The organism is Butyrivibrio sp. FCS006, assembly GCF_000424525.1.
Classification (GTDB): domain Bacteria; phylum Bacillota; class Clostridia; order Lachnospirales; family Lachnospiraceae; genus Butyrivibrio.
On sequence record NZ_KE384203.1, the window covers coordinates 760,228 to 786,215 of the forward strand.

General features: G+C 44.7%; 36 protein-coding genes and 2 tRNA genes. 3 read left to right on the forward strand and 35 right to left on the reverse strand.

Features of this window, described 5'->3' with window-relative positions:
• Positions 1-18 precede the first annotated feature (18 nt).
• The 6 genes from G633_RS0110680 to thpR are packed head-to-tail and all read right to left on the reverse strand — an operon-like array spanning position 19 to position 2,823.
• Positions 19-618 carry a DUF1349 domain-containing protein gene (locus G633_RS0110680; protein WP_026519910.1) on the reverse strand — a complete coding sequence of 200 codons (600 nt, stop codon included), beginning with the start codon at positions 616-618 and terminating at the stop codon, positions 19-21.
• A 3-nt stretch (positions 619-621) separates the two neighbouring features.
• Positions 622-909: a hypothetical protein gene (locus G633_RS0110685; protein WP_026519911.1), complete on the reverse strand. Its 288-nt coding sequence runs from the start codon at positions 907-909 to the stop codon at positions 622-624.
• A 3-nt stretch (positions 910-912) separates the two neighbouring features.
• Positions 913-1,383, reverse strand: coding sequence for a MazG nucleotide pyrophosphohydrolase domain-containing protein (locus G633_RS0110690; RefSeq protein WP_026519912.1), 471 nt, complete (start codon positions 1,381-1,383; stop codon positions 913-915).
• A 2-nt stretch (positions 1,384-1,385) separates the two neighbouring features.
• Entirely contained in the window at positions 1,386-1,727 is a 342-nt protein-coding gene (locus G633_RS0110695) for an arsenate reductase family protein (RefSeq protein ID WP_026519913.1), read from the reverse strand.
• Positions 1,728-1,738: 11 nt separating this feature from the next.
• Positions 1,739-2,302, reverse strand: a complete 564-nt coding sequence (locus G633_RS0110700; RefSeq protein ID WP_022770689.1) for a rhomboid family intramembrane serine protease — start codon at positions 2,300-2,302, stop codon at positions 1,739-1,741.
• 8 nt (positions 2,303-2,310) lie between these two features.
• Positions 2,311-2,823 carry an RNA 2',3'-cyclic phosphodiesterase gene (gene thpR / locus G633_RS0110705; RefSeq protein ID WP_026519914.1) on the reverse strand — a complete coding sequence of 171 codons (513 nt, stop codon included), beginning with the start codon at positions 2,821-2,823 and terminating at the stop codon, positions 2,311-2,313.
• 582 nt (positions 2,824-3,405) lie between these two features.
• Here thpR and G633_RS19345 point away from each other — a divergent pair.
• Positions 3,406-3,858 carry a cysteine hydrolase family protein gene (locus G633_RS19345; RefSeq protein WP_081664752.1) on the forward strand — a complete coding sequence of 151 codons (453 nt, stop codon included), beginning with the start codon at positions 3,406-3,408 and terminating at the stop codon, positions 3,856-3,858.
• Positions 3,859-3,871: 13 nt separating this feature from the next.
• On the opposite strand, the gene G633_RS0110715 is transcribed toward G633_RS19345, so the two are convergent.
• The 15 genes from G633_RS0110715 to G633_RS0110790 form a co-directional block, all read right to left on the reverse strand.
• Complete coding sequence (locus tag G633_RS0110715) at positions 3,872-4,282, reverse strand: peptide deformylase (RefSeq protein WP_026519915.1); 411 nt, start codon at positions 4,280-4,282, stop codon at positions 3,872-3,874.
• Positions 4,282-4,512 (reverse strand): hypothetical protein, encoded by a 231-nt coding sequence (locus tag G633_RS0110720; RefSeq protein ID WP_026519916.1) that lies wholly within the window; start codon positions 4,510-4,512, stop codon positions 4,282-4,284. The genes G633_RS0110715 and G633_RS0110720 overlap by 1 nt, the downstream gene beginning before the upstream one ends.
• A 37-nt stretch (positions 4,513-4,549) precedes the next feature.
• Entirely contained in the window at positions 4,550-4,777 is a 228-nt protein-coding gene (locus G633_RS0110725) for a DUF6485 family protein (RefSeq protein WP_022770694.1), read from the reverse strand.
• Positions 4,778-4,835: 58 nt separating this feature from the next.
• Complete coding sequence (locus G633_RS0110730; protein WP_026519917.1) at positions 4,836-5,504, reverse strand: hypothetical protein; 669 nt, start codon at positions 5,502-5,504, stop codon at positions 4,836-4,838.
• Complete coding sequence (locus tag G633_RS0110735) at positions 5,505-5,957, reverse strand: rhodanese-like domain-containing protein (RefSeq protein WP_196804253.1); 453 nt, start codon at positions 5,955-5,957, stop codon at positions 5,505-5,507.
• Between the two features lie 34 nt (positions 5,958-5,991).
• The gene (locus G633_RS0110740) at positions 5,992-6,375 is read right to left on the reverse strand and encodes a VOC family protein (protein WP_026519919.1); all 384 of its coding nucleotides are present in this window, start codon (positions 6,373-6,375) and stop codon (positions 5,992-5,994) included.
• Positions 6,375-7,163 carry an SDR family oxidoreductase gene (locus G633_RS0110745; protein WP_026519920.1) on the reverse strand — a complete coding sequence of 263 codons (789 nt, stop codon included), beginning with the start codon at positions 7,161-7,163 and terminating at the stop codon, positions 6,375-6,377. The genes G633_RS0110740 and G633_RS0110745 overlap by 1 nt, the downstream gene beginning before the upstream one ends.
• A gap of 2 nt (positions 7,164-7,165) precedes the next feature.
• A complete protein-coding gene (locus G633_RS0110750; RefSeq protein WP_026519921.1) occupies positions 7,166-7,474 on the reverse strand; it encodes a hypothetical protein in 309 nt (102 codons plus the stop codon).
• Positions 7,475-7,480: 6 nt separating this feature from the next.
• The gene (locus G633_RS20405; protein ID WP_081664753.1) at positions 7,481-8,206 is read right to left on the reverse strand and encodes a GNAT family N-acetyltransferase; all 726 of its coding nucleotides are present in this window, start codon (positions 8,204-8,206) and stop codon (positions 7,481-7,483) included.
• Positions 8,207-8,216: 10 nt separating this feature from the next.
• Entirely contained in the window at positions 8,217-8,933 is a 717-nt protein-coding gene (locus G633_RS0110760) for a suppressor of fused domain protein (protein ID WP_026519922.1), read from the reverse strand.
• Between the two features lie 109 nt (positions 8,934-9,042).
• Positions 9,043-9,441, reverse strand: coding sequence for a flavodoxin family protein (locus G633_RS19350; protein WP_051200118.1), 399 nt, complete (start codon positions 9,439-9,441; stop codon positions 9,043-9,045).
• 14 nt (positions 9,442-9,455) lie between these two features.
• Entirely contained in the window at positions 9,456-9,611 is a 156-nt protein-coding gene (locus G633_RS19945; RefSeq protein WP_022770933.1) for a hypothetical protein, read from the reverse strand.
• Positions 9,612-9,760: 149 nt separating this feature from the next.
• Positions 9,761-10,138, reverse strand: coding sequence for a zinc ribbon domain-containing protein (locus tag G633_RS0110775; RefSeq protein WP_026519923.1), 378 nt, complete (start codon positions 10,136-10,138; stop codon positions 9,761-9,763).
• Positions 10,139-10,374: 236 nt separating this feature from the next.
• Positions 10,375-10,605, reverse strand: a complete 231-nt coding sequence (locus G633_RS0110780) for a hypothetical protein (protein WP_026519924.1) — start codon at positions 10,603-10,605, stop codon at positions 10,375-10,377.
• Between the two features lie 960 nt (positions 10,606-11,565).
• Positions 11,566-13,374, reverse strand: coding sequence for an EAL domain-containing protein (locus tag G633_RS0110790; RefSeq protein WP_026519925.1), 1,809 nt, complete (start codon positions 13,372-13,374; stop codon positions 11,566-11,568).
• A gap of 138 nt (positions 13,375-13,512) precedes the next feature.
• Between G633_RS0110790 and G633_RS19355 the strand changes: the two genes are divergently transcribed.
• Positions 13,513-14,304: a DUF2185 domain-containing protein gene (locus G633_RS19355; protein WP_051200120.1), complete on the forward strand. Its 792-nt coding sequence runs from the start codon at positions 13,513-13,515 to the stop codon at positions 14,302-14,304.
• On the opposite strand, the gene G633_RS0110800 is transcribed toward G633_RS19355, so the two are convergent.
• From G633_RS0110800 to G633_RS0110855, 12 genes are all read right to left on the reverse strand, one after another.
• On the reverse strand, positions 14,299-15,027 hold the full coding sequence (locus G633_RS0110800) for an AAA family ATPase (protein ID WP_026519926.1): 729 nt from the start codon (positions 15,025-15,027) through the stop codon (positions 14,299-14,301). The two genes, G633_RS19355 and G633_RS0110800, sit on opposite strands and share 6 nt — an antisense overlap.
• A 116-nt stretch (positions 15,028-15,143) precedes the next feature.
• On the reverse strand, positions 15,144-15,548 hold the full coding sequence (locus G633_RS0110805; protein ID WP_207638107.1) for a hypothetical protein: 405 nt from the start codon (positions 15,546-15,548) through the stop codon (positions 15,144-15,146).
• Between the two features lie 200 nt (positions 15,549-15,748).
• On the reverse strand, positions 15,749-16,312 hold the full coding sequence (locus tag G633_RS0110810) for a DUF5714 domain-containing protein (RefSeq protein WP_026519928.1): 564 nt from the start codon (positions 16,310-16,312) through the stop codon (positions 15,749-15,751).
• A 2-nt stretch (positions 16,313-16,314) separates the two neighbouring features.
• Positions 16,315-16,623, reverse strand: a complete 309-nt coding sequence (locus G633_RS0110815; protein WP_026519929.1) for a TIGR04076 family protein — start codon at positions 16,621-16,623, stop codon at positions 16,315-16,317.
• A gap of 1 nt (position 16,624) precedes the next feature.
• Positions 16,625-16,810 (reverse strand): hypothetical protein, encoded by a 186-nt coding sequence (locus G633_RS0110820; RefSeq protein WP_026519930.1) that lies wholly within the window; start codon positions 16,808-16,810, stop codon positions 16,625-16,627.
• A gap of 497 nt (positions 16,811-17,307) precedes the next feature.
• A complete protein-coding gene (locus G633_RS0110825) occupies positions 17,308-17,859 on the reverse strand; it encodes a flavin reductase family protein (protein WP_026519931.1) in 552 nt (183 codons plus the stop codon).
• On the reverse strand, positions 17,856-18,461 hold the full coding sequence (locus G633_RS0110830) for a sce7726 family protein (protein ID WP_026519932.1): 606 nt from the start codon (positions 18,459-18,461) through the stop codon (positions 17,856-17,858). The genes G633_RS0110825 and G633_RS0110830 overlap by 4 nt, the downstream gene beginning before the upstream one ends.
• A 277-nt stretch (positions 18,462-18,738) precedes the next feature.
• A tRNA-Tyr gene (locus G633_RS0110835) sits at positions 18,739-18,820 on the reverse strand.
• Between the two features lie 51 nt (positions 18,821-18,871).
• Positions 18,872-19,126, reverse strand: coding sequence for a helix-turn-helix domain-containing protein (locus G633_RS0110840; RefSeq protein WP_026519933.1), 255 nt, complete (start codon positions 19,124-19,126; stop codon positions 18,872-18,874).
• 381 nt (positions 19,127-19,507) lie between these two features.
• Complete coding sequence (locus G633_RS0110845) at positions 19,508-20,725, reverse strand: RNA-splicing ligase RtcB (protein WP_026519934.1); 1,218 nt, start codon at positions 20,723-20,725, stop codon at positions 19,508-19,510.
• Between the two features lie 54 nt (positions 20,726-20,779).
• Positions 20,780-22,249: a DUF2828 family protein gene (locus tag G633_RS0110850; RefSeq protein ID WP_026519935.1), complete on the reverse strand. Its 1,470-nt coding sequence runs from the start codon at positions 22,247-22,249 to the stop codon at positions 20,780-20,782.
• Between the two features lie 139 nt (positions 22,250-22,388).
• Positions 22,389-22,451: transfer RNA gene (locus tag G633_RS0110855), tRNA-Asn, on the reverse strand.
• A 165-nt stretch (positions 22,452-22,616) separates the two neighbouring features.
• On the opposite strand from G633_RS0110855, the gene G633_RS0110860 reads away from it, so the two are divergent.
• Positions 22,617-23,603: a WYL domain-containing protein gene (locus tag G633_RS0110860; RefSeq protein ID WP_026519936.1), complete on the forward strand. Its 987-nt coding sequence runs from the start codon at positions 22,617-22,619 to the stop codon at positions 23,601-23,603.
• A 101-nt stretch (positions 23,604-23,704) separates the two neighbouring features.
• Here G633_RS0110860 and G633_RS0110865 read toward each other — a convergent pair whose 3' ends face one another.
• Positions 23,705-24,571: an ARMT1-like domain-containing protein gene (locus tag G633_RS0110865; protein WP_026519937.1), complete on the reverse strand. Its 867-nt coding sequence runs from the start codon at positions 24,569-24,571 to the stop codon at positions 23,705-23,707.
• Positions 24,572-24,599: 28 nt separating this feature from the next.
• The gene (locus G633_RS0110870) at positions 24,600-25,958 is read right to left on the reverse strand and encodes an ATP-binding protein (RefSeq protein ID WP_026519938.1); all 1,359 of its coding nucleotides are present in this window, start codon (positions 25,956-25,958) and stop codon (positions 24,600-24,602) included.
• Positions 25,959-25,988: the final 30 nt, after the last annotated feature.

The window sequence follows — 25,988 nt, forward strand, 5'->3', positions numbered from 1 at the left end:
AATTCCTCCCCCAATCTATCAGTCAGGCTGCTGCCCATCGTGCGCCGGCCACTTGCATTCTGTCATCTCCATGTCAGTGAATTCTGCGGTAAAAGAGCTGTCTTCAGGCGAGCATGCATAGATACCAAAGCTGATCTTGCCTGCCCCTTCAATCACGTGGCAAACTCTCATCTGCTTCCATCTTGCGCCGTCTTCCGAGCACTCGATGCAGTAATCATCTTCCCTTCTGCTGAGCCTGTACCACATCTGCTTGACGTCAGCCGGAATCTCGGTTGTCGCCCAGTCCGAGTAGCCGTGGTTGGTCACAACGCTTCCCAGATGCTGGAACTCATCATTCTCAAACTCAATTGAGCCCTTCACCCAATTCTCGCTGTCCAGATACATAACAACTCCGCACTGGTCAAACCTGTGATGGCTCTCCTCAAAGGAAGTCTTCACCACAAAGCTGAAGAACTTCTCCTCAGTCTCCATCTGAAAAACCGGCGCATTGTCATTTCTGAAATGATAGTATGTGCGCTGCCAAAGATCCGTATGAGGCATCGTAGTGATCCGCACCTTGCCACCAGCCGCTTCCCACTCTGCCGGCTCTCTTGTCCACTCAAACAAACTCAGGTCCATAAGCTATCTCCTTCCACCAATTGCCTTCAGCATTTCCATGGCCTTCTCGTAAGACTCTTTCATCGAGGCAGGGTCATTGGTCGCAATTCCCTTCTCAACCGCCTTTGCAAGCAAATCCTTATCATCACTGATAAAGAGCACATCCGCCTCACCACCTTCGATGATCTGCGCAGCCTTCTCAGCATCCACTCTTTCAACTTCCGCATGATGCCTCTCGCTCAGCATCGACAGCTGCCTTGTGAGAACCTCATCTTCTTTTTCCGTAAGACACAAATAAATTTTTGAATACATACGCTAAAATCCTTTTCTTTCCTTGGCTTTCTCTATCAGCTCTTTTGCCTCATTAAACGCTTCCGGGAGGTAGTCAGCCTGCCACTCTCTGCCTTCTTTCTCCTTGCGCTTGATCTCCGCCCAGGCGTCATGAAGCTCTTTTTCCGAAGCAAACTTCATGTCCCCGAACACATGTGGGTGCCTGCGGACCATCTTGTCAGAAATGGCCTTCGCAACGTCATCAAATGTGAAAAGACCTTCCTCCTCAGCCATCACTGCATGGAACATGATCTGCAGTAAAAGATCTCCCAGCTCCTCCTTCAGATTGTCCGGATCGCCGGTCTTCTCCAGTATGTTAATGCCGCCGATGACCTCTGCTGCCTCCTCGATGCAACCGGGTTTTAGGGAAACGTGCGTCTGGGCCTTGTCCCAGGGACAGCCATCCTCGCTGCGGAGCTTCTCAACTATTGTTTTAAGTCTTTCAATCTCGCTCATACTCACTCCCACTTCTTCCATACTTCCGGCTGATAGCCAAGCGTTGACTGCCTGCCGTTTCGAACCACCGGGGTCTTTATTATCTGCTGATTCTCAAGGAGTTTCTCAAGCTTGTCCTCTTCGGCGATGTACTGGATGAGGGCCACAGTGTCTTTATCCTTGGCATCCGGATCTATCATGTTCATGATCCCGCCGTTGGCACTTGCGACAGAGGTCAGCTCGCCCTTGCTCATGCCCTTTTCTTTCATGTCGATGAACTGAAATTTTATGCCGCGCTCCTTAAAGAACCGCTCAGCTTTCTTGGTGTCATTGCACTTTTTAGTTCCAAAAATCTGTATGTTCATACGTCAGCTCCTCATTTCTTGTTAAGTCTGTAGCCCACAACTGCGCCGACAACGCCGCCCAAGATGTGCGACAGATTTGAGATGTCATCCTGCAGGAACACGCCTTCATAAACCTGCTGCCCGATGAAGACTATCGCCACCAGAATGAATGTCAGCGGAATCTCGCCGTTCTTGAAGCTTGTAAAAGAAGTCAGCAGGATGAATGCAAACACTACGCCACTTGCTCCACACAGCGCCACGTTCCAGAACAGAACGTAGTTCACAACTCCCGTAACCACCGCGGTTATGAGGATGACCCACAGAATTCTCTTGGATCCGTACTTCTCTTCAAGCATCGGCCCCAGCAGCAGAATATACGAAGCATTCCCAATGTAATGCCCCCATCCGCCGTGTCCCAGCACATGGGTAAAGAACCTCACGTAAGTCAAGGGATTAGTCAACGATGAGTGGTAAGTCATGAACAACAGCTCATTGCTCTTGCCCATGGTCAAAATGCCCAGAATCAGCACCGCCAGACTTATGAATATGAACCCCAGCACAACCGGGGAATTAAATGTGATCTTCAGCTTTTTCATCTATCCTCCTAAAACGCGCCCACGTATCCTACTTCCGTGTATACCATGCCATGCCTTCCACGCTCAGATTTCATCACGGAAATCCCATTTACCCGCATGGATTCACTGTCTCCGAACTCAGGCAAAAGAGCTTTTCCTTTCACGCACTCAGCTCTTCTTATAAGCGTCACATGAGGCAGGAACTTCTTTCGGTCAAAAGGAATCTCCTCATCCAAAAGAGCCTTTCTAAGGCGCTTTACGTAGTCTCTTAAATTCTCATTCTCCTCGAAATTTGCAAAAATCATATCCTTAAAGGGCTGATATCCGCTCAGCTTGATGGAGAATGACCTCAGCGGAACCTTTCGCATCACTTCCACAATCTGCTCCGGGTCGTCATACTCTCCTATGAAAGCCAGGGTCATGTGCAGGTTCTCACGGGGAGTGTAGCTGCCCCTAACATCGCTCCGGCGCAGGTCATCCTGGATCTCGCCCAGGGCGTCCAGCATGTCTTCGGTGAAGGTGATTGCTATGAAAAGTCTCATTTCGGGCCTCCTTTTTGGTGCGGGGGACGGTTTTCTTCTATTCCGATGGGCTTTTCGGCCTCAGGTGCCGAGATTCTGTTATTCCGATGCTTTTTTCGCCATCCGGAGCCAGGTTTCTATTATTCCGGTGCTTTTTTCACCATCCAAAGCCGGGGTTTTGCATCACACGCCCCTATATATGTCTTCTTGGTTGGAAACGTAATATCGACCACCCCACAATTCTCCTCTATAGAAAAAATAGTTGGAAATTGCAAAAAGCGATTTTTGGAATTGTTCTTCAAGTGCATCACATGACATCCGTAGGCCGGTAGTTGTGATGTAGGAAAGACGTTAGGCATGAAGTTTTTTAAACCATGGCCCTTGAAGAGCCTTTGTAATTTCCAACTATTTTTTCATATGGAAATTTTTGTGATGCATTTTAAAAACACGTTCCAACCAACGGGGCTGTATATAATGTCTTGTGATGTACTTTTACACCTCAAACCACTACAAATGTCCCAACCAATCATTACATTAAGCCCACACGTTATATTTTACTATTAATCACATACAAATTCATCGCCCGCGAACTATAATGATAGTATGAAAGCCTTGTTAGTGATTGATATCCAAGAAAAATACCTGCCCTATTACGACGCTGATCTCCTCACAAGAATCAACGCCAGAATTTCTGCGGCTCAAAAAGGCAGCGAGCCTATATTCTACTTTCGCAACATTGGAATTCAGGGTGACAATGACAGCTATGCCCTGGCCCGGGATCTTCTTATCGCCTCAGGACACATCCATGAAAAGAGATTCCCCAGCGCCTTCACAAATGACTCTTTTGTAAAAGAGCTAATGAACCTTAATATAACTGAACTTGAAATAATAGGTGTTGATGGCAACAGCTGCGTAAAAAAGACATGCCTGGACGCTGCCAATGCAGGTTACAAAGTAACTCTTAACCTGAATTGCACAGCTGCCAGGAATGAAAAGATATTTGAAAAGACACTTGAAGAGCTTTCCGATGCCGGTGTGACACTGATAAGTCACTGATTCAAAGAAGTGTTCAAATCAATATCCCATCAAAATGATCGATCTCATGCTGAATTATCTGAGCAGTAAAATCCTTGTACTTCCCATGCTGAGGCTTAAAGTCCTGATCAAGATAGTCCACCTCAATCTCTTTATACCTGGTGCAAGGCCTTACGCCCTCAAGAGACAGACAGCTCTCTTCGGTTTTGTACTCACCGCTCCTCTTGGTAATCACCGGATTTACCATGGCGAACTGGAACGGCCCCATAGCCACAACGATGATTCTCTTCTTAACGCCAATCATGTTCGCCGCCATGCCAACACAGTGCTCCTGGTTGGCTCTCAGCGTATCAAGAAGATCCTGAATAACCTGCTTATCCGCCTCTGTCGCAGGCTCCGACTTTTGCTGCAGGAACATCGGATCTCTAATAATCTTTTTAACCATCAGACTTCATTCTCCCCGTTTTGATATATTTTAAAAAACTTGGTCATCAGTGGAATATATGTCAGAAGAAATGTTGCTCCTGCGATTCCATAAACTTTCTTTTTATCCTTAGGCTTTACAAGCATTCCAAGCATAACACCGAGAGAAATCAGGCAAAACTTAAGAACCGAGATAGTCTTCCAATCACTGGTTTTAATGTAACGATCCGCAACTTCAAAAAGCTTATCCATAGAGACCTCCTATCGTTATATGATTGTTTCTAATTCCTTACAGCTTCCCATCCTTCTTTGCTGCCTCAACCAACGCAGCAAAGTCCTCGTAGTACCAGTCCTTGGTCGGCTTCTCATGATCTATAGTGTTAAAGAAGCACCCGGGTATCTCTTTCCGAGTCAGGTTCTTCAATATGCACAAACTGCACCCCTGGTCATGATTCACCGGATGGTTTGGGCAATCAGTAGCTGTGCATGTACAAAATTCTTTTGGATCCTTCGTCATAGTCTTCTCCCTTATCTTTCTATCGCACCCTTGTATGAGGCGATTCTGCCTCCTCATCTCACGCCATCCAATACGTTCCGTCCGCCGCCTGATAAATAGAGCCACCCTCTTCGGAAATGGTATTTCCCTCAAAGTCCTTAACAATCACCTTGTCGTAAAACTTGTATTCATCAGTCGCGCAATCATTCTCATCATCCCAGCCCTCTTCGATCCAGGCTTCCAGGATAACCCGGTCATCTGTGATCAGCTCCACTGTCTCATTTGCATTTAGGGCAAAAGACATTTTCTCAGGATAATAGCACTTGAAGACCTCCGAGTTTTGGCTAATTACATGTACTTTCTGACCGACAACCTGAAGATTGTACAGATCTACTTCATCCAGAGAAAACTTAGCAACCTCCTCAAGCTCTTTTTCCGGAAAATATTTATAAAGAGTCACGCCCTTCAAACCATAATCAGCCTGAAGGAAATAGTAACCCCCATCATCATATGCCGGCTTGGAGTAGATCACATCCCTCTTTTTCTCAAATGGTGTGTAGACGTTTCCGGTTTCAAAATCGTAAAACTTGATCACCGAGCCCTGATACCCGCCGCGCTCAGCATATTCTATAAGGTCATACATATCCGCAGTATCAGACATAGCAAAGGCGAGCCTGTCCTGGCCTGAAATCTTTTCGATATATAGTCCGCTGACTTCCTTAAACCTCTTAATTGCTTCCACTTTCATCTACTCCGTTACAACTTCTCCGGTCCAATCCACGATTCCGCCAAACTCAAAAACATTTTTGTAACCCATATCAAACAGTTTCTGAGAAGCTTCTTTGCTTCGTCTTCCGGTTCTGCAATACACCAGAATCACCTGATTCAGATCAGGGAGCTCCGCCGGCTGCGTATCTGTTATGCTCTCATTTGGAATACATATTGCTCCGGGGATATGACCTGCGTCAAACTCATCCTGCCTGCGAACATCCACAACCACATGGCCGTCATCCATGCTCATCATGGCCTTCGCCATTTCCTGATCAATCTGAATGTAGCTGTCAGCGCTACTATTTTCTGCCAAAAAGATGGATGTCGGTCCATCTGCTCCACCGATAATATGAACTTCTTTCTGGCCACAGCCGGCAGCTGCCACCGATATGATCAGCGCCACCAGAACAACAATACTCTTCATTTTCATCAGACTAATACTCCGTAAACATCGATTTATAGCCCTAAACCGTAATTTCTATCTGGTTGCCTTCAACAGCAACAATACAGCTCTCGTAATAGCCATCACCTGTAGTACGTGGACCACTTACAACTTCGTATCCATCTGCCCTCAAGCGTTCTGTGAGCTCATCAACCTTGTCCTTACTTCCAACCGAAAATGCAATGTGCGCATAGCCCGTTCTATTCAAAGGCTTATCCGCATCAATAATCTCCGGCTTAGTCATTAGTTCAAGTCTCGCGCCGTCTTCAAAAGAAATAAAGTACGACCTGAAATCTGTCTTCACATTATGGTATCCATCATTTGATTTTCCACCCAGGTACTTAACAAAAAAATCTCTGGTCTTTTCCAAATCAACCACATACATAGCTATATGCTCAATCTTCATCAGTTCAACCTTCCATCATCTCTGGCGCATCTCAGCAGCCCTTCAGACACTTCACTAAATACAACGCCATATTTCCTTGCTTTACTGCAGTCCATCCAAAGATTGTGCAACGAAGGTGCATCCTCCACTTTGACATCAAGTCTGAGAGAATCTACAAAATCCCTTGTAACTTCGTACATGCTCTTAGTTGTCTCACTGCCAAAGTTATAAGCCCCGCCCGGAAGCTTCATTACGTTCTCCATATTTTCAGCAACCTCTTTTACATAGGTAACTCCTCTGAAATTGCCGGAGCCAAAGCTGACCGAGCCGGTTGCATTAACCACATTTCGATAGTAATTAGGCCTTCCTTCTCCGCAGTCATACATCCACTCCGCGCGCAGCATTACTGCATCAGGGCATATATCAAGGACTCTTTCTTCCATCTCAATCTTGTGCCCAGCATAAGTATTCGCCGCCTTTACGCGCTCTTCCGTGTATGGTCCATCATCCTCCAGCCCCGTGTACACCTGATCCGAGCTGAAACATATGAGCTTTCTGCCCTCTGCTGCCCTTGCCAGATAAACAGGTAACAACACATTGGCCCTGTATGAAGCCTCAGGATCTTTCTCACAAGTCCCGATATCAGAAATCGCAGCAGTATGAATTATCACGTCCGCTCCGCTCTCACACACCACACGCCTCACATCATCCTCTGAAACATCCCGTAGCGATGGAGCTGCCACAACATCCTCACATAACTCCATTATTTTATTTCCAACAAAACCCTTCGCACCGGTTACTAAGATCATATTCAGCACCCTTTCCCGCTCTTATGATCCTCAATCGAGCAGGCACCTTCCGTTCCATACTCAACAAGTCCCACAACTGCTGGGTCCAGCGTAATGCTGCCATCTTCAAGAACAAATGCCGGTATCCCGACATCGCCGATCTCCTTGGAGTGGTCAAAGGCCGGATTATTATCGCGAAGCCTTGTGAAAGCACTCATATTCCTGATGTTCTCGCCGATGTTAATGTACTCAAACTCACTCTCGCGCCCAACGATCTGCTCATGAATGTAGTCGCAGTATGGGCATGTGGGCATTCCGTAAATCTTGATCATCCTCGTTCACCTTATCCTTTCCAGCAATTCTTTGTTCCGCTCAAGCGCATCATAAATCCCATCTTCAGAAAGCACTCCGCGCTTCAGGTCCTTTGGCAGAAGCCCATCCTCGTCAAGCGCAAAGTCCGCCTTCCAGTCAGGGCCCGTGTAATACTCCGAAAGCTCTTTTACCTCATATTGATAGTCAAGCAGGTCTTGCGGACGCTCCCCGGCTGCATCCATCCTTCTCAAAGCCTCGTCCAGAATCTCTTCCATGGCAGTGATCCGCGCCACAGCCGCCTCGATGTCCACACGGCGTCTGCGCTCCATCTGCACGTGCGGAATTCCGTCCTCCAGGAACTCATCCGAGGTCACCTCGAAGCCCTCTTTTGCATAATATCCGATTGCATACTTCTGAGCCTCGAGATAGATTCTGTCTGCGTCAAAAGACCTTTCGGCAACCTCCACGCCTTTTTTAAGCAGCTTTCTTCCCAGCCCCTTGCCATGTTCGAGGGTGACCACTCTGCCAATCTGAGCGACCTTGTTCTCCTCGTCCTTCATGAAAACGCGAAGGGAGCCGGCCACTCGCCCTTTATCATTCCAGCAAAAGACATGGATGGCGTCCTGATCTTTGTCGTCAAGGTCCTGATACACGCAGTCCTGCTCGACAACAAAGATTTCTGCTCTCGTCTTCAATATCTCATAAAGCTCTTTTGTGCTGAGCTCGTCAAAGTGCTTAACTATCAGTTCCATACGGTTCTCCTCAAGCCACTGACTCCCTGTGATAATCCGTAACATCCGACTGCAGCTTGTTGTAAAGCGCTTCAACAGACGCTCTGTCAGACAATGTCTTAAGCTCGGCGTCAGTCATTCCAATGAGCTCCAGGAACTCAACTTTGCCGTTAGGTGTATCGATAGTCTCAACTGTTGGATCCTTGATCGTGATAAATCCGGTCAGGTTGGACTTTCTGTAAGCATCGATGCCCTCTGTCTGCCCTGTGTAAAGATACTCAAACGGCTGGAACACATCTCCGTTCTTGAATACCATCCTGGCAACCATCTGAAGAATGCCACAAATGCACCTTATCTCAGCCTCTTCATCTTCAAACTGATTCTTCTTGAGCTTGAAGGTCAGCTCGTAGCCGTAGCCACTGATATCAGGATCTTCACATTCCTTTTCGTATATCTCGGTAAGTCCGAATGATACAAAGTGCCAGAAATCGCCGCCATCGTAAACGCTGATTCCATCCAGCGGATCGTCTCCACCCATGATCCATTTAATGATTGTTCCATAGTGTTTGGGATTAGTCTGTCCGGGATAAATCCTCAAAAACTCTTTCTCAATGGCGTCCCAACCGACTGCCTGAGCTTCTTCTGCTTGTGGCTCCGGCGCCTTGGCCTGCTCTGGTGCTGTCATTGGCTCTGCCTTTGGTCCTTCTTTCAGTTCGCCTTTTTTAAATAACTTGTCAAAAATTCCCATTTCATTCCTCCTATTCTACTAACACATCATACTATATTTCCGGGCATAAGAAAAAGCCATGTAACGGCATATTTACAAACCGAAACATGGCTTATGTACCATCTCAATATTAGCAATTTTCTGCGCCGAACTTCTTAGCTGCGTCGATCTTTCCATCTATGTTCAGCATGTGTGCATAGAAATAATCCTCGGAGACTGTGATTCCCTTGCTCTTGAATATCTTCTTAAGCGCAAGCACTGTTCTCCTCGACCAGTTAGATGTGGTGAAAAGAACTATCCGCCCCACCATAGCCGGATCCAGATTCTCAGCATATTCCCTAAGCTCAGGCGCCATGATATTTGCATAAGGCGCTCCGCCCAGGAAAAGAATGTCTGCCTTCTCGGTAAGCTTTGGCTCATCGTCTATGCTGATTGCCTTTGCTCCGGCTCCCTCAGCTATTGCCTCGGCTATTCTTCTGGTGTTGCCAAACTTTGTTCTTGAACAGTAACGAACTTCTATCTTGCTCATTGTAGCTACCTCTTTCAATCTTCTGTTCTATGATTCTTAACCCAGAAATGACTTGCAGGAGCTTCAGGCATTGGACTGCCTGTAATAACAGCCTTGATCACTCTTCTGTGGATTCCGATCATTACTCCGAAAACAAATGCGCATGCTACTAATAAACCTGTATTTTTCAATTTAAGTTACCTCCTACTCGTCGTTCGCGTCGTTTGCGTTATACGTTATGTGCAATATAATTGCGTGCAATTGTTATTATAATATAGTATCAAAAAAAATCAAGCCCCAGACTTCAAAAAAGTCAGGGGCTCTGTAAGCTCTTATATCTTCAGAATCTAGTTCCGCACTTAGGGCAGAAATCAAAATCTTCCGTTGTCTCATATCCGCATTGTCTGCACTTCTTGTATCCGACTGAATAGCCTCTGCCCTCCATTACTCTGGTCAGATGACTCTGCTGAATCTCCACCTCTTCGCCTCTGGCGATTGCCCTTCCAATCTCCGGATCAAGCTCGTAAACAGTTCCGCAGCAGCTGGTCTGCACATAGTAGCGCTTGTTCCACTTAAACGTTGGTATGAAGAAAAGCGACAGCACCGTATATGTCATGAACACGTTGAATCGCCCATACTTCCCGCAGATAGCGCAGGTAACAAGCTGGTTAAAAGTAAAGTCCTTCCTGCCATCAGTTATTCCCATGATAAAAAACATAACGTCACATTACTCCTATCCTAGATTCCGGCCTTCTTCCTAATCCAGATGTAGCAGGTCGGAAAGAATATCAATCTTGAAATCCAAAAGCAGACATAGGCTAAAACGCCATGCCTGGTGAACAGACCTATTATTGCGATTGCGAAAAACAAAGCTGACACTAACATTATAATACGCCTTTCAGTCTAAGATTAGAAATCTTCATAAAATACATGTGCCTTGATCATGCTTATCTCTCAAAACGCTCCAGACAACTTCCCGGACAAAACAATCAGGATGTAAAAGAACAACACCGCAGGCGAATCCCACGTCGCTATAGCTATGATTATGCCGATGATCCATATGATTGCAGACGTGGACTTCTTTGACTTGCGAGGGCCACCCATCTTGCCATAATAGTCCTCATGCATTACTTCTTCATGAAAATATCTGTCGTCATCATCATGGATGAAATCATTATTGTTCATTGTATCTGCCTCGACTATTCTTGAACGCTTCGTAACAGCCTTTTTGATGCTTTCTGGGTATTTACATGGATATTTACTTTGGTATTTCTTTGGGTATCTTTATTCTGCCACAAATTGAGTCCAATAAAAATGCCTGTTCTCTTCTGCCGCCCCCTGATTTCGGGGATTGTAGCATGAAATACCAAAACGTCAAGAACAGAGCAAGTGGGCAAAAAGCGCCCATTCTTGACGTTTTGGTATTTCATGCGTTTAGGTCACTAAGGGGCCGGCAGAAGGAGAGTACAGGAAGGGATGCACGCTGAGGTAGGGAGAACCCCTTGTGCAAGTTTTATCTTAGAGTATGGGAGGCCAATTACTGTCCTGAAGGGGAAATTGCATAGATACCGTAATGGAAAATGGAGTGATTCACGAGGGACTACTGTCCCTGAGCAAAAACTTTATACATACCGTAAGCGAAATTGAAGTGATTCGCAGGGGACTACTGTCCCTGAGCAAAAACTCTTAATATACCGTAAGCGAAACTGAAGCGATTCACGGGGGACTACTGTCCTGAAGCAAAAACTTTAAATATACCGTAAGGGAAATTGAAGTGATTCACAGGGGGCTACTGTCCTGGAGCAAAAACTCTTAATATACCGTAGCAAAGCTTGAATAGGTGCATGGAGCCTTACTGTCCTAGAACAAAAACTCTTAATATACCGTAGCAAGGCATGAATAGGCGCATGGAGCCTTACTGTCCCTGAACAAAAACTCTTAAAATACCGTAGCAGAGCATGAAATGGCGCATTAAAACGAACCCCAAGAAGTGGACACAGCAAAAACATAGTTTGGCAGTACTTTGAGCAAGTAATCCGGCTTGTGGACACAAAACTGGCTGTACATATATGAATACCGCCCTGCCCCACGCAAAAAAAGAAGCCCACACTCACGTGGGCTTCATCTCATATCCATATTATCGGCTCATCTCTCCGGGCTCATCTCTCCAGTCTCTCCCCTGTAGTCCTTCTCCCTCTCATTCCTCTCATCTTCCGACTCCCACTTAGGAATAGGAATATCCTTGTGGAGTCTGTCCAGAATAGTATCCAGGCTCTCAGGAATGTGGTAATAGTATCCCTGGCCAAGCTCGCACCCGGCCTCTAAGAGGAACTGCCTCTGCTCAGCAGTCTCCATGCCTTCGCAAAGGGTATGGATTCCCAGCTTGTGGGCGACATCGATCATAGCCTTGATTATGACCCTGTTAGCTCCGTTTCTGGAGTCAAGGTTCATCAGAAGATTCATGTCAAACTTGATCAGATCTATATCAAAATTACTGAAGACATTGAGGGATGAATATCCGCTACCGAAATCATCCACCCAAAGCTTGTAGCCATTTTCACGGATCTTGGCCAGCTGCTCATAGAACTTGTCCGTAGCTGTTGCCAGTCCCTGTTCCGTGATCTCAATATAGAAGTAACTCTTATCCATGCCATACTTGCTGATATCATACTTATCATAGATCCTGTTGATCTCACCAACCACATCTATATAGTCAAAATCCTGACGCGAGAAATTAATAGAAACAGGTAAAAGAGGAAGTCCCTCCTCGTAACGGATCCTTATCTCTTTACATACCGTCTCAAACATATAAAGATCCATCTCATGCATCAGATGATACTTTTCAAGAGCAGGTATGAATTCAGCCGGATTTATAAGTCCATGCACAGGATCCATCCATCTCGCTAAAGCCTCAAATCCCATGCCATTGCCGGTTTCAATGCGCAGGAAGCACTGGTAAAAGACCTTTATCCAGCCCTGTTCCTTAGCCTTATCGAAATTTTCAATAATGTATCTCTGGTGATTATAAAGAGTATCATCCTCTTCGGTGTAGAATCTGTAGAACTTATTCAGATCCTCACCCACAAGTTTATTGGCTCTAACAGCATGGTCAACAGCTTCTTCGTGCGTAACGTTCTCATTGCCCACAAATATTCCGACATTCAGTCCAGTCGTTGTGCCATAGGCTCTTAATTTAATCTCGGAATTTACCTTCTCAATTTTGCTGATAATATCTTCTTCGCCATGATATTCATCAACAATTCCGAAATGGTCAGAGAAGATTCTCGAAACCATTGCATGAGGAAACTCAGCCGCAAGAACATTGGCAACAAGTACAAGGAGGTCGTCACCTCTTTTAATCCCATATCTCCTGTTATAGGACTGCATAGAATCAATGTCCGCATAAAGAGTCACAGGAGTTCCGCCACCGGCAACAATTTCCTGTATCTTATTAGTGCCATATTTGTTAGTATAGTTAATGTTTGGCAGATTGGTTAGCGCGTCGATATAGAATTCATCATTTTGGAACAGCTTGTACTTATTTGATATTTCCAAAAGACTCTGTTCATGCTTTTGAACGTCGTTGTAAACTATGAAGGCTACATCAGTTCCATCTTCCATGGTCTGCCAATAGCCGATTCCATGCATAAGGTGAAAACCGTCATCCAATCTGACTCTGAACGTAATGTCATAGTCGGTTTTCTTATCAAGAAAATCGAAACTGATTTTCTTAAGCTTTTCCTCTTCAGCGGGATGAACTCTGTCGAACAGGCCTACTTTCAGCTTGTCACCGTAATAGCCATACAACTCTTCTCTGGAAATATTATTCTGCTCGAGAAAGCCATCAGAAATAACAAGCGGTTCAAATTCACCGCTTGCACCCGGCCCCATAATGACCAACGGAATCCTAAGATTCTCATATGATTTTTTTATTTCATCAGAGAGTTTATGCAACAAACTTTCTCCTTGATAATATAGTCATGCAAATTTATTTTACATTAAAACGATAGCAATTGCCTAAAATATTGATAAAATATTTCTAAACAACTGCAACACCCCATATTTAAGCCATAGAAACGAGGAAATTTTAAAATGAACAGAATTCTTACAGAACTCAAACAAATAATGGACAACTGCCTTGAGACCCACCTCCCCGGCGTAAGCAGGTCAAACCTGGAGAATAACGGCGCTGTCTTTTACATGAACGGAAACAATGGCACGGAATTCGACTGGTATGTTAACGAGAAACTGTCCAGCTTCATGATATTCTATAACGACAAGGAGAACCTGGGCGCAGTCAAGGCGACCATCTATGATCGCGGCGAAGTGGTGGTTTATACTTATGGATCTCAGGGAAAAGAGCTTGTCAACGAAACCCAGACTTCTATAGATGCTACAGAAAAAGAGATGCTGGAACTTGCTGTGCTTCTGAGAACAGAGGCCGACGATAAGCTCATCTGGGACAAAAACATCGAAGACATCAACACCGATCACGCTCCAAGCGGCGATTCGGTAAAAGAGTTCCTGGCCCACGCAGAGTTCTATCAGGACATGATACAGCGCAGAGACATGATGGGGCAGATTGCATATGTTTCAAAAAAGATCCTGGAAGAAGGCTGGAAAGTCGGCTACATGACCCGTGATGAATCAGTCAGGGACAATGACAGCGGATGGTGCTTCATGGCCGGCAACGAGGATGATGCTTACAATGATGATTACAAAAACATCGCCCTGATGAGCATAGCAGAAGTCACCCGGCTTGATCCTGATGTCATGGCTCATATCACCGAGCCTGTAGGCACTGCACTAATAAGAGTTTCTCCGGATACTTTGGAGATAGACCACAACGACAAACCAATCTTCTGTCAGAAAAGGGAGTCATAAAAGTCTTTTAAGAAGCTGCTCCTTGTTCTCAATGAACATCTTCGTTATCTGATAGCTGTCCGTATCCTCATATTCGATCGGGTGAATCTGCCCCTCATCGAAGCTGAGGATCTCCGCCCCGGGTATACCCAGAAGAATAGGAGAATGTGTAACCATGATAAACTGCGAATCTTCTTTCGCACAGTTCACGATCTCCAGGAGCAGGGTCAATTGCCTCTGCGGAGACAACGCAGCCTCCGGCTCATCCAAAAGATATATCCCCTGTCCGCCGAAGTTATCCTGAACCAGCTTCAGAAAGCTCTCTCCATGGGACTTCTCATGATACTGCTGAGGCACACCACCCCATTTGCTGTACTCGACCTCAGCAGAAGCCACATTGTAAAAGCTCTCCGCCCTCAGGAAATATCCCCACTTCGGCTTTCTGATTCCTCTGGAAAGTCTGATGGCATCACACAGCTCTGAGTGTGAATCATATGTAGAGAAGCTGTAGTTTCTGGTTCCGCCTTCCGGATTAAATCCATAACTTACGGCAATCGCCTCCAACATCGTAGACTTACCACTACCATTTTCGCCAACAAAGATCGTGATATTCTTGTTAAAAGACAACTCCTCCAGCCCTTTAATTGCCTCAATCCCGCGAAGGTAGCTCCCCTCATCTATTTTGTTCCAATCTATGCTTACGCCCTGTATCGGCAAGCTCATTCTTTGATCTAAAGAATCCATTTCCGAATAGCTCCTCCTAAAGCAAGAATAATCATTATTATATCTTTATTGCGACCATATTGACATTTTCTATGTTTTAGAATAGATTCAAATTAAGAAACGGGTTTTCACCACACTTATTGTTGTGGCCTGCTCGTTTCTTTTTTTATGCGTTGAAACGCATCCCCATTCTCATCAACAAGCACCTCTATGGCGCCAACATATGTTTCAAAGCGAATGCCAATGCAACCACCTTCCTGATAGGTAAATACTTTGCACCAAATTTCCTCACATGCCTGAATGGCTATCGTTTTCTCCATCCAGTCGATTATCTTATCTTCTGTCTCGTACTGATCAGCAACGGGCATTTTCATATACTCAAACTTCAGGCGGTCCTCCATAGAAGAGCTGGCAAATATGCACTTTTTAAATGCACTACCGAGCATCATGTAGAGAATATAGGTCGTGGACATCTGCGCATTGTAGCGCTTTCTTCCTCTTTTTGCCTGGTAGATGTAAGCGATCTGATTTTTAATTTTCATCTTGGAATTCATAACAATCCTCCATAATTTCATTTAATGATTTGTAACTCCATATTCAGTTTTCAAGGAACAAAAAAGCAGATTTGAACCCAGTTATGGCGTAATTCACCGGTAACAATTGTCAAATCTGCTTCTGCTCATTTATTGAATTATGAAGTGATTGTATCAATTTCAGATCGTTATGTAACTAAACCTGTGGTTTAATTCTCTTTATTTGAACAAAATGGGCACTTCGCCCTTATGCACTGCTGATTTTCGGAAGAAAACTCACATTCCTGCTGCTCATACTCAAGCTTTACGTTATAGTGCTCGTTAACATATTCGATTCCATTTTTAAAAGAGATCATGGCGTCCCTTTTGCAGCATCGAGGGCCGTTCACCTTTCCGAGCTCACTCAGGGCGGCTGAGGTGAACTGCATATGATTTCCCCAGGTGCCATCAGCAGATAGCGGGCCTGTTCCATCAATTATTGAAAGAGCTGCTCCAATAGATGTCACTGCTCCGCAGACTCCCCAAAGTCCGCACATGGCTCCGGGCATTCTGAGGCCTTCCCCAAGAAGCTTTTCGAGAGCCTCATCGATGTTGATATCGCCGCCGGCATTCTTGTATGCTATCAAAAGACATGCACCATCTAATATATGATGCTCCGGGCCGTGGATACTCACGTAGTCCTTCTTGGCCATTCTTTTGAATATGGCAACAGGGCTTGTGCCTGCTTCATTCTTTATATCATTGATGATAAGTCGCGCTTTATCTTCTAACATGCTCAGTCCTCATCCATCGTCTCAATCAAAAAGCTCACCGGTCTGAATCCATCGTTACAGGAAATCATCGCAGACTTGGGATTCTTCATCCATCCGTCATAGAAATTCTCTCCGCCATGGGCCAGAGTCATCACAAAAGGAGAAACTGTCTCCCAGGCGCTATTGCAGAAACCTTCCGGCTTTTCCCAGCCATTGCAGACAAAGGTTTGGCCAAGCTCCATTGAGCAGGCGTGCTCTATTGGATTTTCATACTCTGCCATGAGATCCTCATATCGGGCGATCTTCTTAACAGTGATTCTCACTTTCTTCATCTCATTCTCCTGATGGCCACTCTGAGCCAACATCTAAGCCTTGTTCCACAAGCCAGTCGTCTTCAGCTGATACAAACTTCTCGTTCCCGGCTTCATCGACAAGAGTTACTGACACCTTAGGCTTCTGTCCCGGCTGGAGCTCCTCGCAACCATAATCTCCATCAAATATCTGCTTGATCTTCCACATGTTTCTTTGTACAAGTCCTCCTGCATGATCAGTCCTTTTAATTATATGTCAAAATTGGGGTTCGGTGCTATGTGTAGTACACCTAAGTCTTTGTTTGGCTTAGTGATTTTTATAGAATTTCATGGGTCGTCGGATTAAGAAGTATAAACGTCTTATTTAGGCCGACTTTTTTAAAGAAAAATGTCTTTCTTAACTTCTCGAGAGACGCTATAGTCGGACTGACCATACTCCACAGAATCACTAGTCCGATAAATTGACTATTTTCCTTTAAGTTTCATTGGATTTCAAGCAAAAAAGTCGGACCAGTTTTCCGAATATATGCAGCTTAGTCCGATAAACGAGCTATTCCCCTTACATTTTCATTGGATTTCAAGCTAAAAAGTCGGACCAGTTTTCCAGATATATGCAGCTTAGTCCGATAATGAGTAATCACCGTTCTACTGTAATCCAAGAAATGGGCTACCGAATAGTGAAATCCGGTAGCCCATCTTTCTCCATTACTTCAGCTTTGCGCCATCTTTAAAAGCATTTCCAACCTTTTCTCCGATTCCGTAATATCCATTACCGAACGGATCAAAGCTTATAGGTCTTACCTTTGTGATATCGACAGCACCATCTGTCACTACGCTTTCATCTGCAGAGACATTTACGATCTCTCCAAGAAGGATGCCATCTTCGAAGCTCTTCACCTTGCACTCAAGAGCAACAGGCAATTCCTCAATTAACGGAGCGTCTACAAACTCGCTCTTTACTGCGTGGAATCCGGCCTTTTCAAATTTGTCAGGTACTTTTCTGCCTGATTCAATGCCGACATAATCGCAAGGGATTACCTGCGCTTCTGTAGCAAGGCTCACTGTGAAAGCGCCTCTTTTTGCAAGATTGTCAGTAGTCTTGTGCTCTGACAAACTGATTGTAATTTCCTTAAAGTCAGTGGTTATGCCCCAGGCTGCGTTCATGGCATTTGGTACTCCATTCTCATCATAGGTCGCGATGATTAGGACCGGCTGTGGGTACATAAGTGGTTTTGCTCCGAAATTAACTCTGCTCATTTGTTTCCTCCTTTTCGCTTGTTCTTTCTATATGTCTCAATTTCTTCCGCTATCGTGTTGTAGTCTCTCTCAAACAATTCCTCGTATGCCTGCTTCCACAGGACATCGCCGGGGACTTTTTCAATGAGCTTTTCCTGTACAAAGAGCTTGCTCTTTTCTTTATATTTTGGAAGATCATTTTTCTCTAAAAGATGATTTAACTCAATCCTCCAAAGTATGGAGATCTTCCTCTTGTCTTTTACTCTGGGATTGACGTCCGCCTGCCTCATCACATAAAAGTCCGGCGCTCCGTTCTCGTCAGCTTCAACCGTGATGATGCCCCACCAGTCGGGAACATGCTCTTTTACATGGGCTGCGTGTGACGAGCCTACCACGATGATGTTGCGATCGTAATACCAGTTGTAGTTCTTAACCTGCTTCTCGAGCCTGGCGTAAGTATCAGCATCGCTTTTTATCTCGATACCATACAGATAATCCGGCGTGATCATGACAACATCCGCCCTAGCGCTGCCGGTTCTCTTCTCCTCGAGAATCCTTACTTTTCCAAAAGAGCTTTCGAGGAAATCAAACAGTGGCTCCCTGATATCTTTGTCATAGAATATGTCTTTACTCATCGTATCATACATAGCTCCCTAAACGCGCCGGGCGACAAGCCTTTTGGCATAACCATTAATAAGCACTATAATTATTTTATCAAATATTTGGTTCACAGAAAGGATATCTGCCATGAGTGAGAATAATTCCAATGACAAAAACAAACACAGCATCAGTACAGGAGCTGCTACGCTCATATCTGTACTTGCTGTGCCTGTTACACTTCTTGCCAGTTTATTAATCTCTAATAGGGAAAAGAAATAGTGTCATCAGATGACACTTTAGTGGGCAAGATGGGTGTCGAGCCCATTACCTCCGAAGAGAGCGGATTTACAGTCCGCCGCGTTTGCCGATTCGCTACTTACCCTTGCTCCCGGAGCCGCGCCCAAAGCGCAGCTCCTCTATCCAATTTAATCGTTCAGGCGCCTACCTGCGCCTGAAAGCCGTTATCAACGATGAGTATGTCATCGATGGGAACATTAAAGACCACCGCCAGCACAACCAGGTTGTCCAGGGTTGGCATCGCTGTTCCCTTCTGCCACTTGTAAATGGCCTGTGGTGTTGTAAATCCAAACATCCCCTGCAGGTCTCTAACGGTCAGGCCTGCATCCTTACGTAGCTTAGTGATATTCTGCCCGGTTGCCTCCATATCTATTGCCGGAAATGTTACCATTTTTCTGCTCCTTTCCACATGTCACTCAAACCAATAAAAAACCGCCTACCTTTCATCCAAGGTAAGCGGCCGCCTAAACATGTTAATCTATCTGCAAAAGCCTGGTCTTATTCCCACCGGGTTCGCATGTCAACAACATTTTCTCGCATTTGCCTATCCTTAAATGAAAGCATGAAATATAATCCACACTCTGAATATTTTCCAAGTGTTGACTGATAACTTTCACTATAGAGGCAATAACTGCGATTCATTGTTGTCATGTTTTTTCCTTTCCCGAAGCACGTGTTCTGCTCCGCTTATCACTTTCTATATCGAATAGTAACACCAAAAGCCTTACCTGTCTATTCAACTTGTAGTATAAAATCCATCCGAAGACCCATCTCAGTTCGAAGCCTTAAAATTATATATAGGCTTCATCACATCAATTATCTCCACTGACTCCTTGATCACATCAATGATATCCTCCAGTGACTTGTATGCCATTGGCGCCTCATCGATGGTCGCCTCGCAGACAGATGAAGTGTAAATCCCCTTCATTGACTCCTTGTACTCCTCCATTGAGAGGTTGTTCTTTGCTGCAGTTCTGGACATGAGTCTTCCTGCACCGTGAGGAGCTGAGTAGTTCCACTCAGGATTTCCCTTGCCGATGGCAAGGACAGATCCGTCCCTCATATTGATCGGGATGAGAACCTTCTCGCCCTTGTGAGCTGCAATAGAGCCCTTCCTGAGGATCATCTCCTCGGTATCAATGTAGTTGTGAATTGTGTGAAAAGACTCTCCGGCTGAGAGACCGGTCTTTTGCAAAAGAATCTCCGCCATCTTCTCACGGTTTATCCGAGCAAATCTCTGGCATATCTCCACGTCATGGAGGTAGTCCTCAAGGTACTGGCCGGACAAGTAGCACAGATCCTCAGGCATAGTGGATGGGTGCTCTACGTACTTCTTGTCATAAAGCTCTTTTAACGCTGCCTGGATCTCAGTGCGTCTGCCCTGCTCCTTGTACTCCTTTATCAGCTGATCTCTTGCCTCAAGATAGTCTCCTATCCCCTTGGCAAGGTCAACTGCCAGGGTCTGATAAAGCTCAGCCACCTGCTTTCCGAGATTTCGAGAGCCTGAATGTATGATCAGATACTGTGTTCCATCCGCAGCTCTGTCGATCTCAATGAAGTGATTTCCACCGCCAAGTGTGCCCAAAGATCTCTCAAGGCGCTTTGTATCCTTGAGCTGACGATAGCAGCGAAGCTCAGTAAGATCAAACTTCTCGACTCTTCCATCCCAGACCTCCATTCCTGAAGGGATGGTGAAAGCAGCCATATCAAACTTCTCAAGGTCAATGGGCTGCTTGCCAAGGTTAACAGTGTACATTCCGCAGCCGATGTCCACGCCGACCACGTTTGGCACTGCCTTGTCTGTGATTGTCATTGTTGTTCCGATTGTGCAGCCCTTGCCCGCGTGAACGTCAGGCATGATCCTGATCTTTGACCCCTCAGTCATAGGATAGTCGCACATTCGTCTTATCTGCTCTATTGCCTCGTCCTCAACAACCTTGGCATAGCAAAGAGCAGTATTTACCTTACCCTTTATCTCAATTGTATTCATTGTATCCTTCCAATCCGGCAGGAAGCGCTCACACTCCCTGCCACTTATATTACCTTAAGCCGCGATCCTTTCATAGCGCGGAGCTGAAAGGACGCTCATCATGAATTTATATGGTTCCAAGTTACCGTCTTTTAACATTGAAAAGACCTGTGGGCTGCAGCCTGATACCAGCGCCACGCCCTGATCATTCATCCTGACAGGCTGCTGAATATTGCGGCTGTTAACATTCCAGAAGATCACCTGAGGAAGCCTGTAGCCTCTTTTCTCAAATTCTCTTTTGGCATTTTCAAAGTTAGTTGCCTTTGCATCGCCGGCACAGCAGTCAAACTCCATATCAGAGATTATATAAAGCTTTTCCGGCATATCAGACTGTCTGAGCCTGTTTCGCACTGCAGTCTGAAGCAAAAGCATAAATGTCTTTTCAATATTTGTATTGCTGCACTCATTGAAGCTCATGCAGTAACGCACTTTATCAACTATGTCTCTGCCCTTGATCTCGATGAGTCTTGGGTTTGTAGAGAAAGTTATGAAGTGGTTATGGAATGCGCCGGTATTTCTTTCTGCAAAGTAGATACCCAGTGACTGTGCCACTGCTGCAGGGCTTGGGTTAGCATTCCAGTACATTGAGGCTGAGCCATCTACCACAACAAGGGAATTGTCAGCGCCGGCGTAATTCTCAAGCGCATTCCATGTTGCATCCATGGCACGTCTCTCGGCCTCAGAGAGCTCTTTTCTCCTTAATACAGGCGCGATAACATCATAAGGTGTTAGCGTACCGGTGTGTATTACTGAAGGATCTTCAGCCGCTCTTTGAATAAAAGACTCATACCTTGCCTTGTCGTTTCTGATGAATGCCTGTCTGTATTTGTACAGGGCCTTTGAAGGCTGCTTCGCATAGTCAAAAGAGTAGTCTCTCTCGCGGAGATTGTTCTCTATGATTCTGATCTGTGCTCTGAGGGCAGACAACGCCTTGCGGTACTCAGCATCAGTCATCTGCATCGCTCTTGCTATCTTCCTGGCATTTCTGACAGCTTCTTTGTTGCTTGTATTTACTGAAGGAAGCCATTTAGCCAAAAGAGATACTCCGGCATTTTCCTTATCTGCTGAAAGAGCAGCCATATCGGCTTTGAGCGCTTTGTCAAAATACGCCAGCACTTCTTTTTCTACCGGTGTACCAAACAGCGCCAAAAGATCATCGTATCTGCCGTACTCAGCAACGAACTCGATGTTCTTTCTAACTGATTCAGGCTCGCACTCAGCCAGGTATTTAAGGATAACCTTGAAGACTCTTCTCTCGCCAAGGCCACCTCTTATGTCTCTTGCGAAGAAAAGCATCTTCATGGCAAGATCAGCATCCTCGGCATAAGCTCTTGTGAATCTGGCTATGATATCTTCATCAGATGCGTGCCTGAGCGCGCCGATTGTTGCAAAGAGATCCAGGCAGTCGGACTTTGTTGAAACGTAAGTTGCTGCGCCGTTCTCTGTATATGTTTTGTTTGCTTCTCTCTTTAAAAAGTGTAACATCTTTATTTCCTCTCTTATCTAGGTGCAACCGGGTTATAGTGCCCGGCACACTCGCCCTGCTGTGCAGGGACGCGATTCACAGTCGCGGGATCAGTATTAGTTGCTGTATGCACCTTCAAGACACATACACCCCGAAGGGTTGGAGCGGGATTCGGACCCGCGTTTCCGGATCAATGATCCGGTGCTTTACCACTAGCCATCCTGTAATGATTGCTGTCTGTGTCTTTGTTGTGTTTTAATCATAGCCCTTATAGTTGGAGATAAAAAGATGCAGATTGACTCCATGTCGCAACCCCAATATAATGTATTATATACAGTATTTAGCCAATAATCACATCAATTCACAACCCCAATTAAGAGGTGCACAATGACCGAGAAATACAAAATCTACCTTTCAGACGACACCAGAACAAGACTCATAAACGACGCAGAACTCTTCGAATTCACCAAGAAGGACGAGTCCGTCAACCTCAACTCATTCCTGAAGACCCTGATCGTCAATTACTTCGACCGCTACAGGCACGACAGTGAAAACCTGCTCACCAACATCAAGCAGGATCTGACCAGCATCACCTCAATCAGTGACAAGGACGCTGCCCTCCTGGCGGACAAGATCATAAGTACATACATCAAAACCGACTCTATGCAGAGCAGCAAGAACTCCGCCCTCACTCTTACCGTAAGCGGATCTTCTTATGAGATCCTGAGGATCATCGAGAACAACATGTTAAAAGACACTTCTCTGTCCCAGTACCTTAAGGACATGTTTAATTCGTATCTGTCCATTCCGAGAAGCGAAAGAGAAATGATCATCTTCAAAGACACCTATGAGGATATCTCCAGGGCACTTAAAGAGCACAGGATTCTCTCTTTTACCAACACATCCTCCGATGAAGAAAGAGCTTTCCGCGTTGAGCCATATATCATTGCCCCATCCAAAGAAGAGCAGTGCAACTACCTGCTATGCAAAGACAGAAAGACCGGAAAGCCAAGGACATTTAGAATATCACGCCTTAGAAGCGTCTTCGTAACTCCCGACACCTTTCCCGTGGACCCTGACATACAAAAAGAGCTCCAGGAAAAAGCTATCCGGAGCCCTCATTCAGTGTCATTAACAGTTCAGGCAGTCGTTCGTCTGAACAAATATGGAGTTAAAAAGTTTAAGGTGATCACCAAGAACAGGCCCATCGTTTCAAAGATTGAAGGAGACCTGTACTACTTTGACTGGCCTGAGCTTCAGCTGGAAGAATACTTCAAGCGTTTTGGCAGAGATGCCATAGTCATCGAGCCTGCATCTCTCAAGGAGAAGATCAAGAAGTTCTATTACTATGGACTCAGGGAGTATAGCAAATGATTTCCTTGGCAAAAGACAAATGGGCTTCCTCTGTAAGATGTACCCCGTCGTAACACAGTGGAAGCTCCCACTCACATGCATTCAAAAATCCAATCCCCAATTCACTTGCTATAAGCCACTTCATGCATTAAAGGAATATATCTATCCCTTAAATCTAGTTTCTTAACAGTAAAGAAGTCGAACTGTCTATAACTACTAATCGGTTCTATTCCGTCCTCAAGGAACCGTTCAATCATTCCAAGATATTCCATATATAATTCTGAATAACTGTCGTCTATAAAAACATTTCTGTGAAATATTGAAAATCTCACAGATTCTGAATCATCCTTATGATGTGACAAACCAATCAAAGACCACCTACCATTGCACTCATATTCAGGCCAACATAACCCGAGATCCCATACCCCAAATATAGTGTATTTTTCAAGCAATGCCCCCATTGTGGTATGCTTTCTCAAATATGCATCATAGTGTGTTCCAAAAGGTTTTAACTTTTTTATTGTACCCAACCATACTTCACGGACAATAATATATTCCTTATTTCTTCCTTCCAGTAGAACTTTTGATATCCATTCATCTGTACCTTCTCGCATCTCTATATCACCAAAAAGCGAAAGAAAAGTATCAACATTAACTTCATTTAATGCAGCAAAGTCAATGTAATTGCCGATTCTGGACATAACCAGGGATGTGGCGAGGGGATCAGCGCTTTTTCTGAGCTTATCCCTCAGATCGTCTTCCATTGAAAGCACCAGGTCGTTGTACTGCTTTTTTACGTCCTTGAAACTTGGGAGAGGACCGATGTACTTCTCGTGAAGCCGGTTGAATGCTGCAACTAACTGAGGGCTGGTTATGTCATCCGGCCTGTTGTCGAGAAGACGCTTTATTTCGGCCAGATATTCTTTGTTGTCTGTTTTCAGGCATTGCCTGTCGTACATGCACTTGGCACATGAGTCATTGAATTTCATATTTTTCCCTTCCTGTCTTTGAGGTAGTTCATATTAGGTGCATCATATATGGAGGTATCTTTATGACTTCATCCGCTTCTGAATATCCCTTAGGATGCACTATTATCTGCTTATCTATTCTTTTCTTAAAGAGTTCTTTGAATGTTCCAAGTGATGATGTAGTGTAATTTTTTGATGATTTTACTTCTATAGGGCTGATTTTAAACTTTGTCTTGCTCTCGTTCGAAATGATGAAATCTATCTCAATATCATTCCTATGCTTTTCCTCGCTATATCTTGTGTAAAAGAAAAGCTTACGACCTGATGCTGTAATCATCTGCGCTATCATATTCTCATAGAGCATTCCCTGATTAAGTGACAGTTTACCATCCATTATCTGCTTATACAGCTGTTCATCCATGATTTCATTCTCACTGAATGCATGGCTGACCAATAATCCTGTATCTCCCATGTAACATTTTACATATGATTCATTTTTATTTAATGCCAGACCAACGTTCGGATCATTACATTTGTAGCAAAGATTACATATCATGGAATCGCCAAGCCAGAACAAGGGCTCATCATAGCGATCAAAGGTTCCATTATTACTATCCACTTCACTTAAAACAACCCTTTTTTCATGCGTTGACAAAAAGCCCGGAATATTATCAAAAATAGCTGAGACCTTTGATTTATATTTCTTGGCTGCCTTTTTGATGTCATCTTCATAGAGTGCAAGAATGTCCCTCTTTTCTACATCGGCAGCATGGAAATCCCTTCCATTTTTCTTATATGCGACTATTGCCTGAGGCATTCCGCCAACAAGCATATACTCCATAAATAGACGCATAGCCTTATTATGCATCTGCCTATCAAGAGGCTGACTTTTCTCAAAGCATTCCCTTATATGTTCAAGAAGTATTTCTTCGCCCATGTATACCATGAATTCCTCAAAATTTACCGGATACATTTGCATTTTCCGTTCTTCTGATGGAATTGTTATGTTCTCTACGTTCTCTTTAATTGATATCAGCGAACCCGTCTCGATGTAGTCATATCTTCCGTCAGCGACAAGATATTTAATTGCCTCCCTTGCCTTCGGAAATTTCTGTATTTCGTCAAATATTATCAGAGACTCTCTGGGGTAAAGCCTTGTGTTATATTCAAGTGTCAGTGTTTGAAAGAAAACATCCAGATCATCAAGGAATTCAAAGGCATCTTTTATCTTTTTCTTAGCCTTATTAAAATCAATCAAGATGTAGGACTTGTACTCATTCTGAGCAAATTCTTCGGCAACCGTTGATTTTCCGATTCGTCTGGCTCCTTCAATCAGTAATGCCTTCGTCCCCTTTGTTTCTTTCTTCCACTCAGCTATCTTATAATAGATATTTCTTTTAATTTCCATAGTTCACTCTCCATCAATAATACGCAAGGT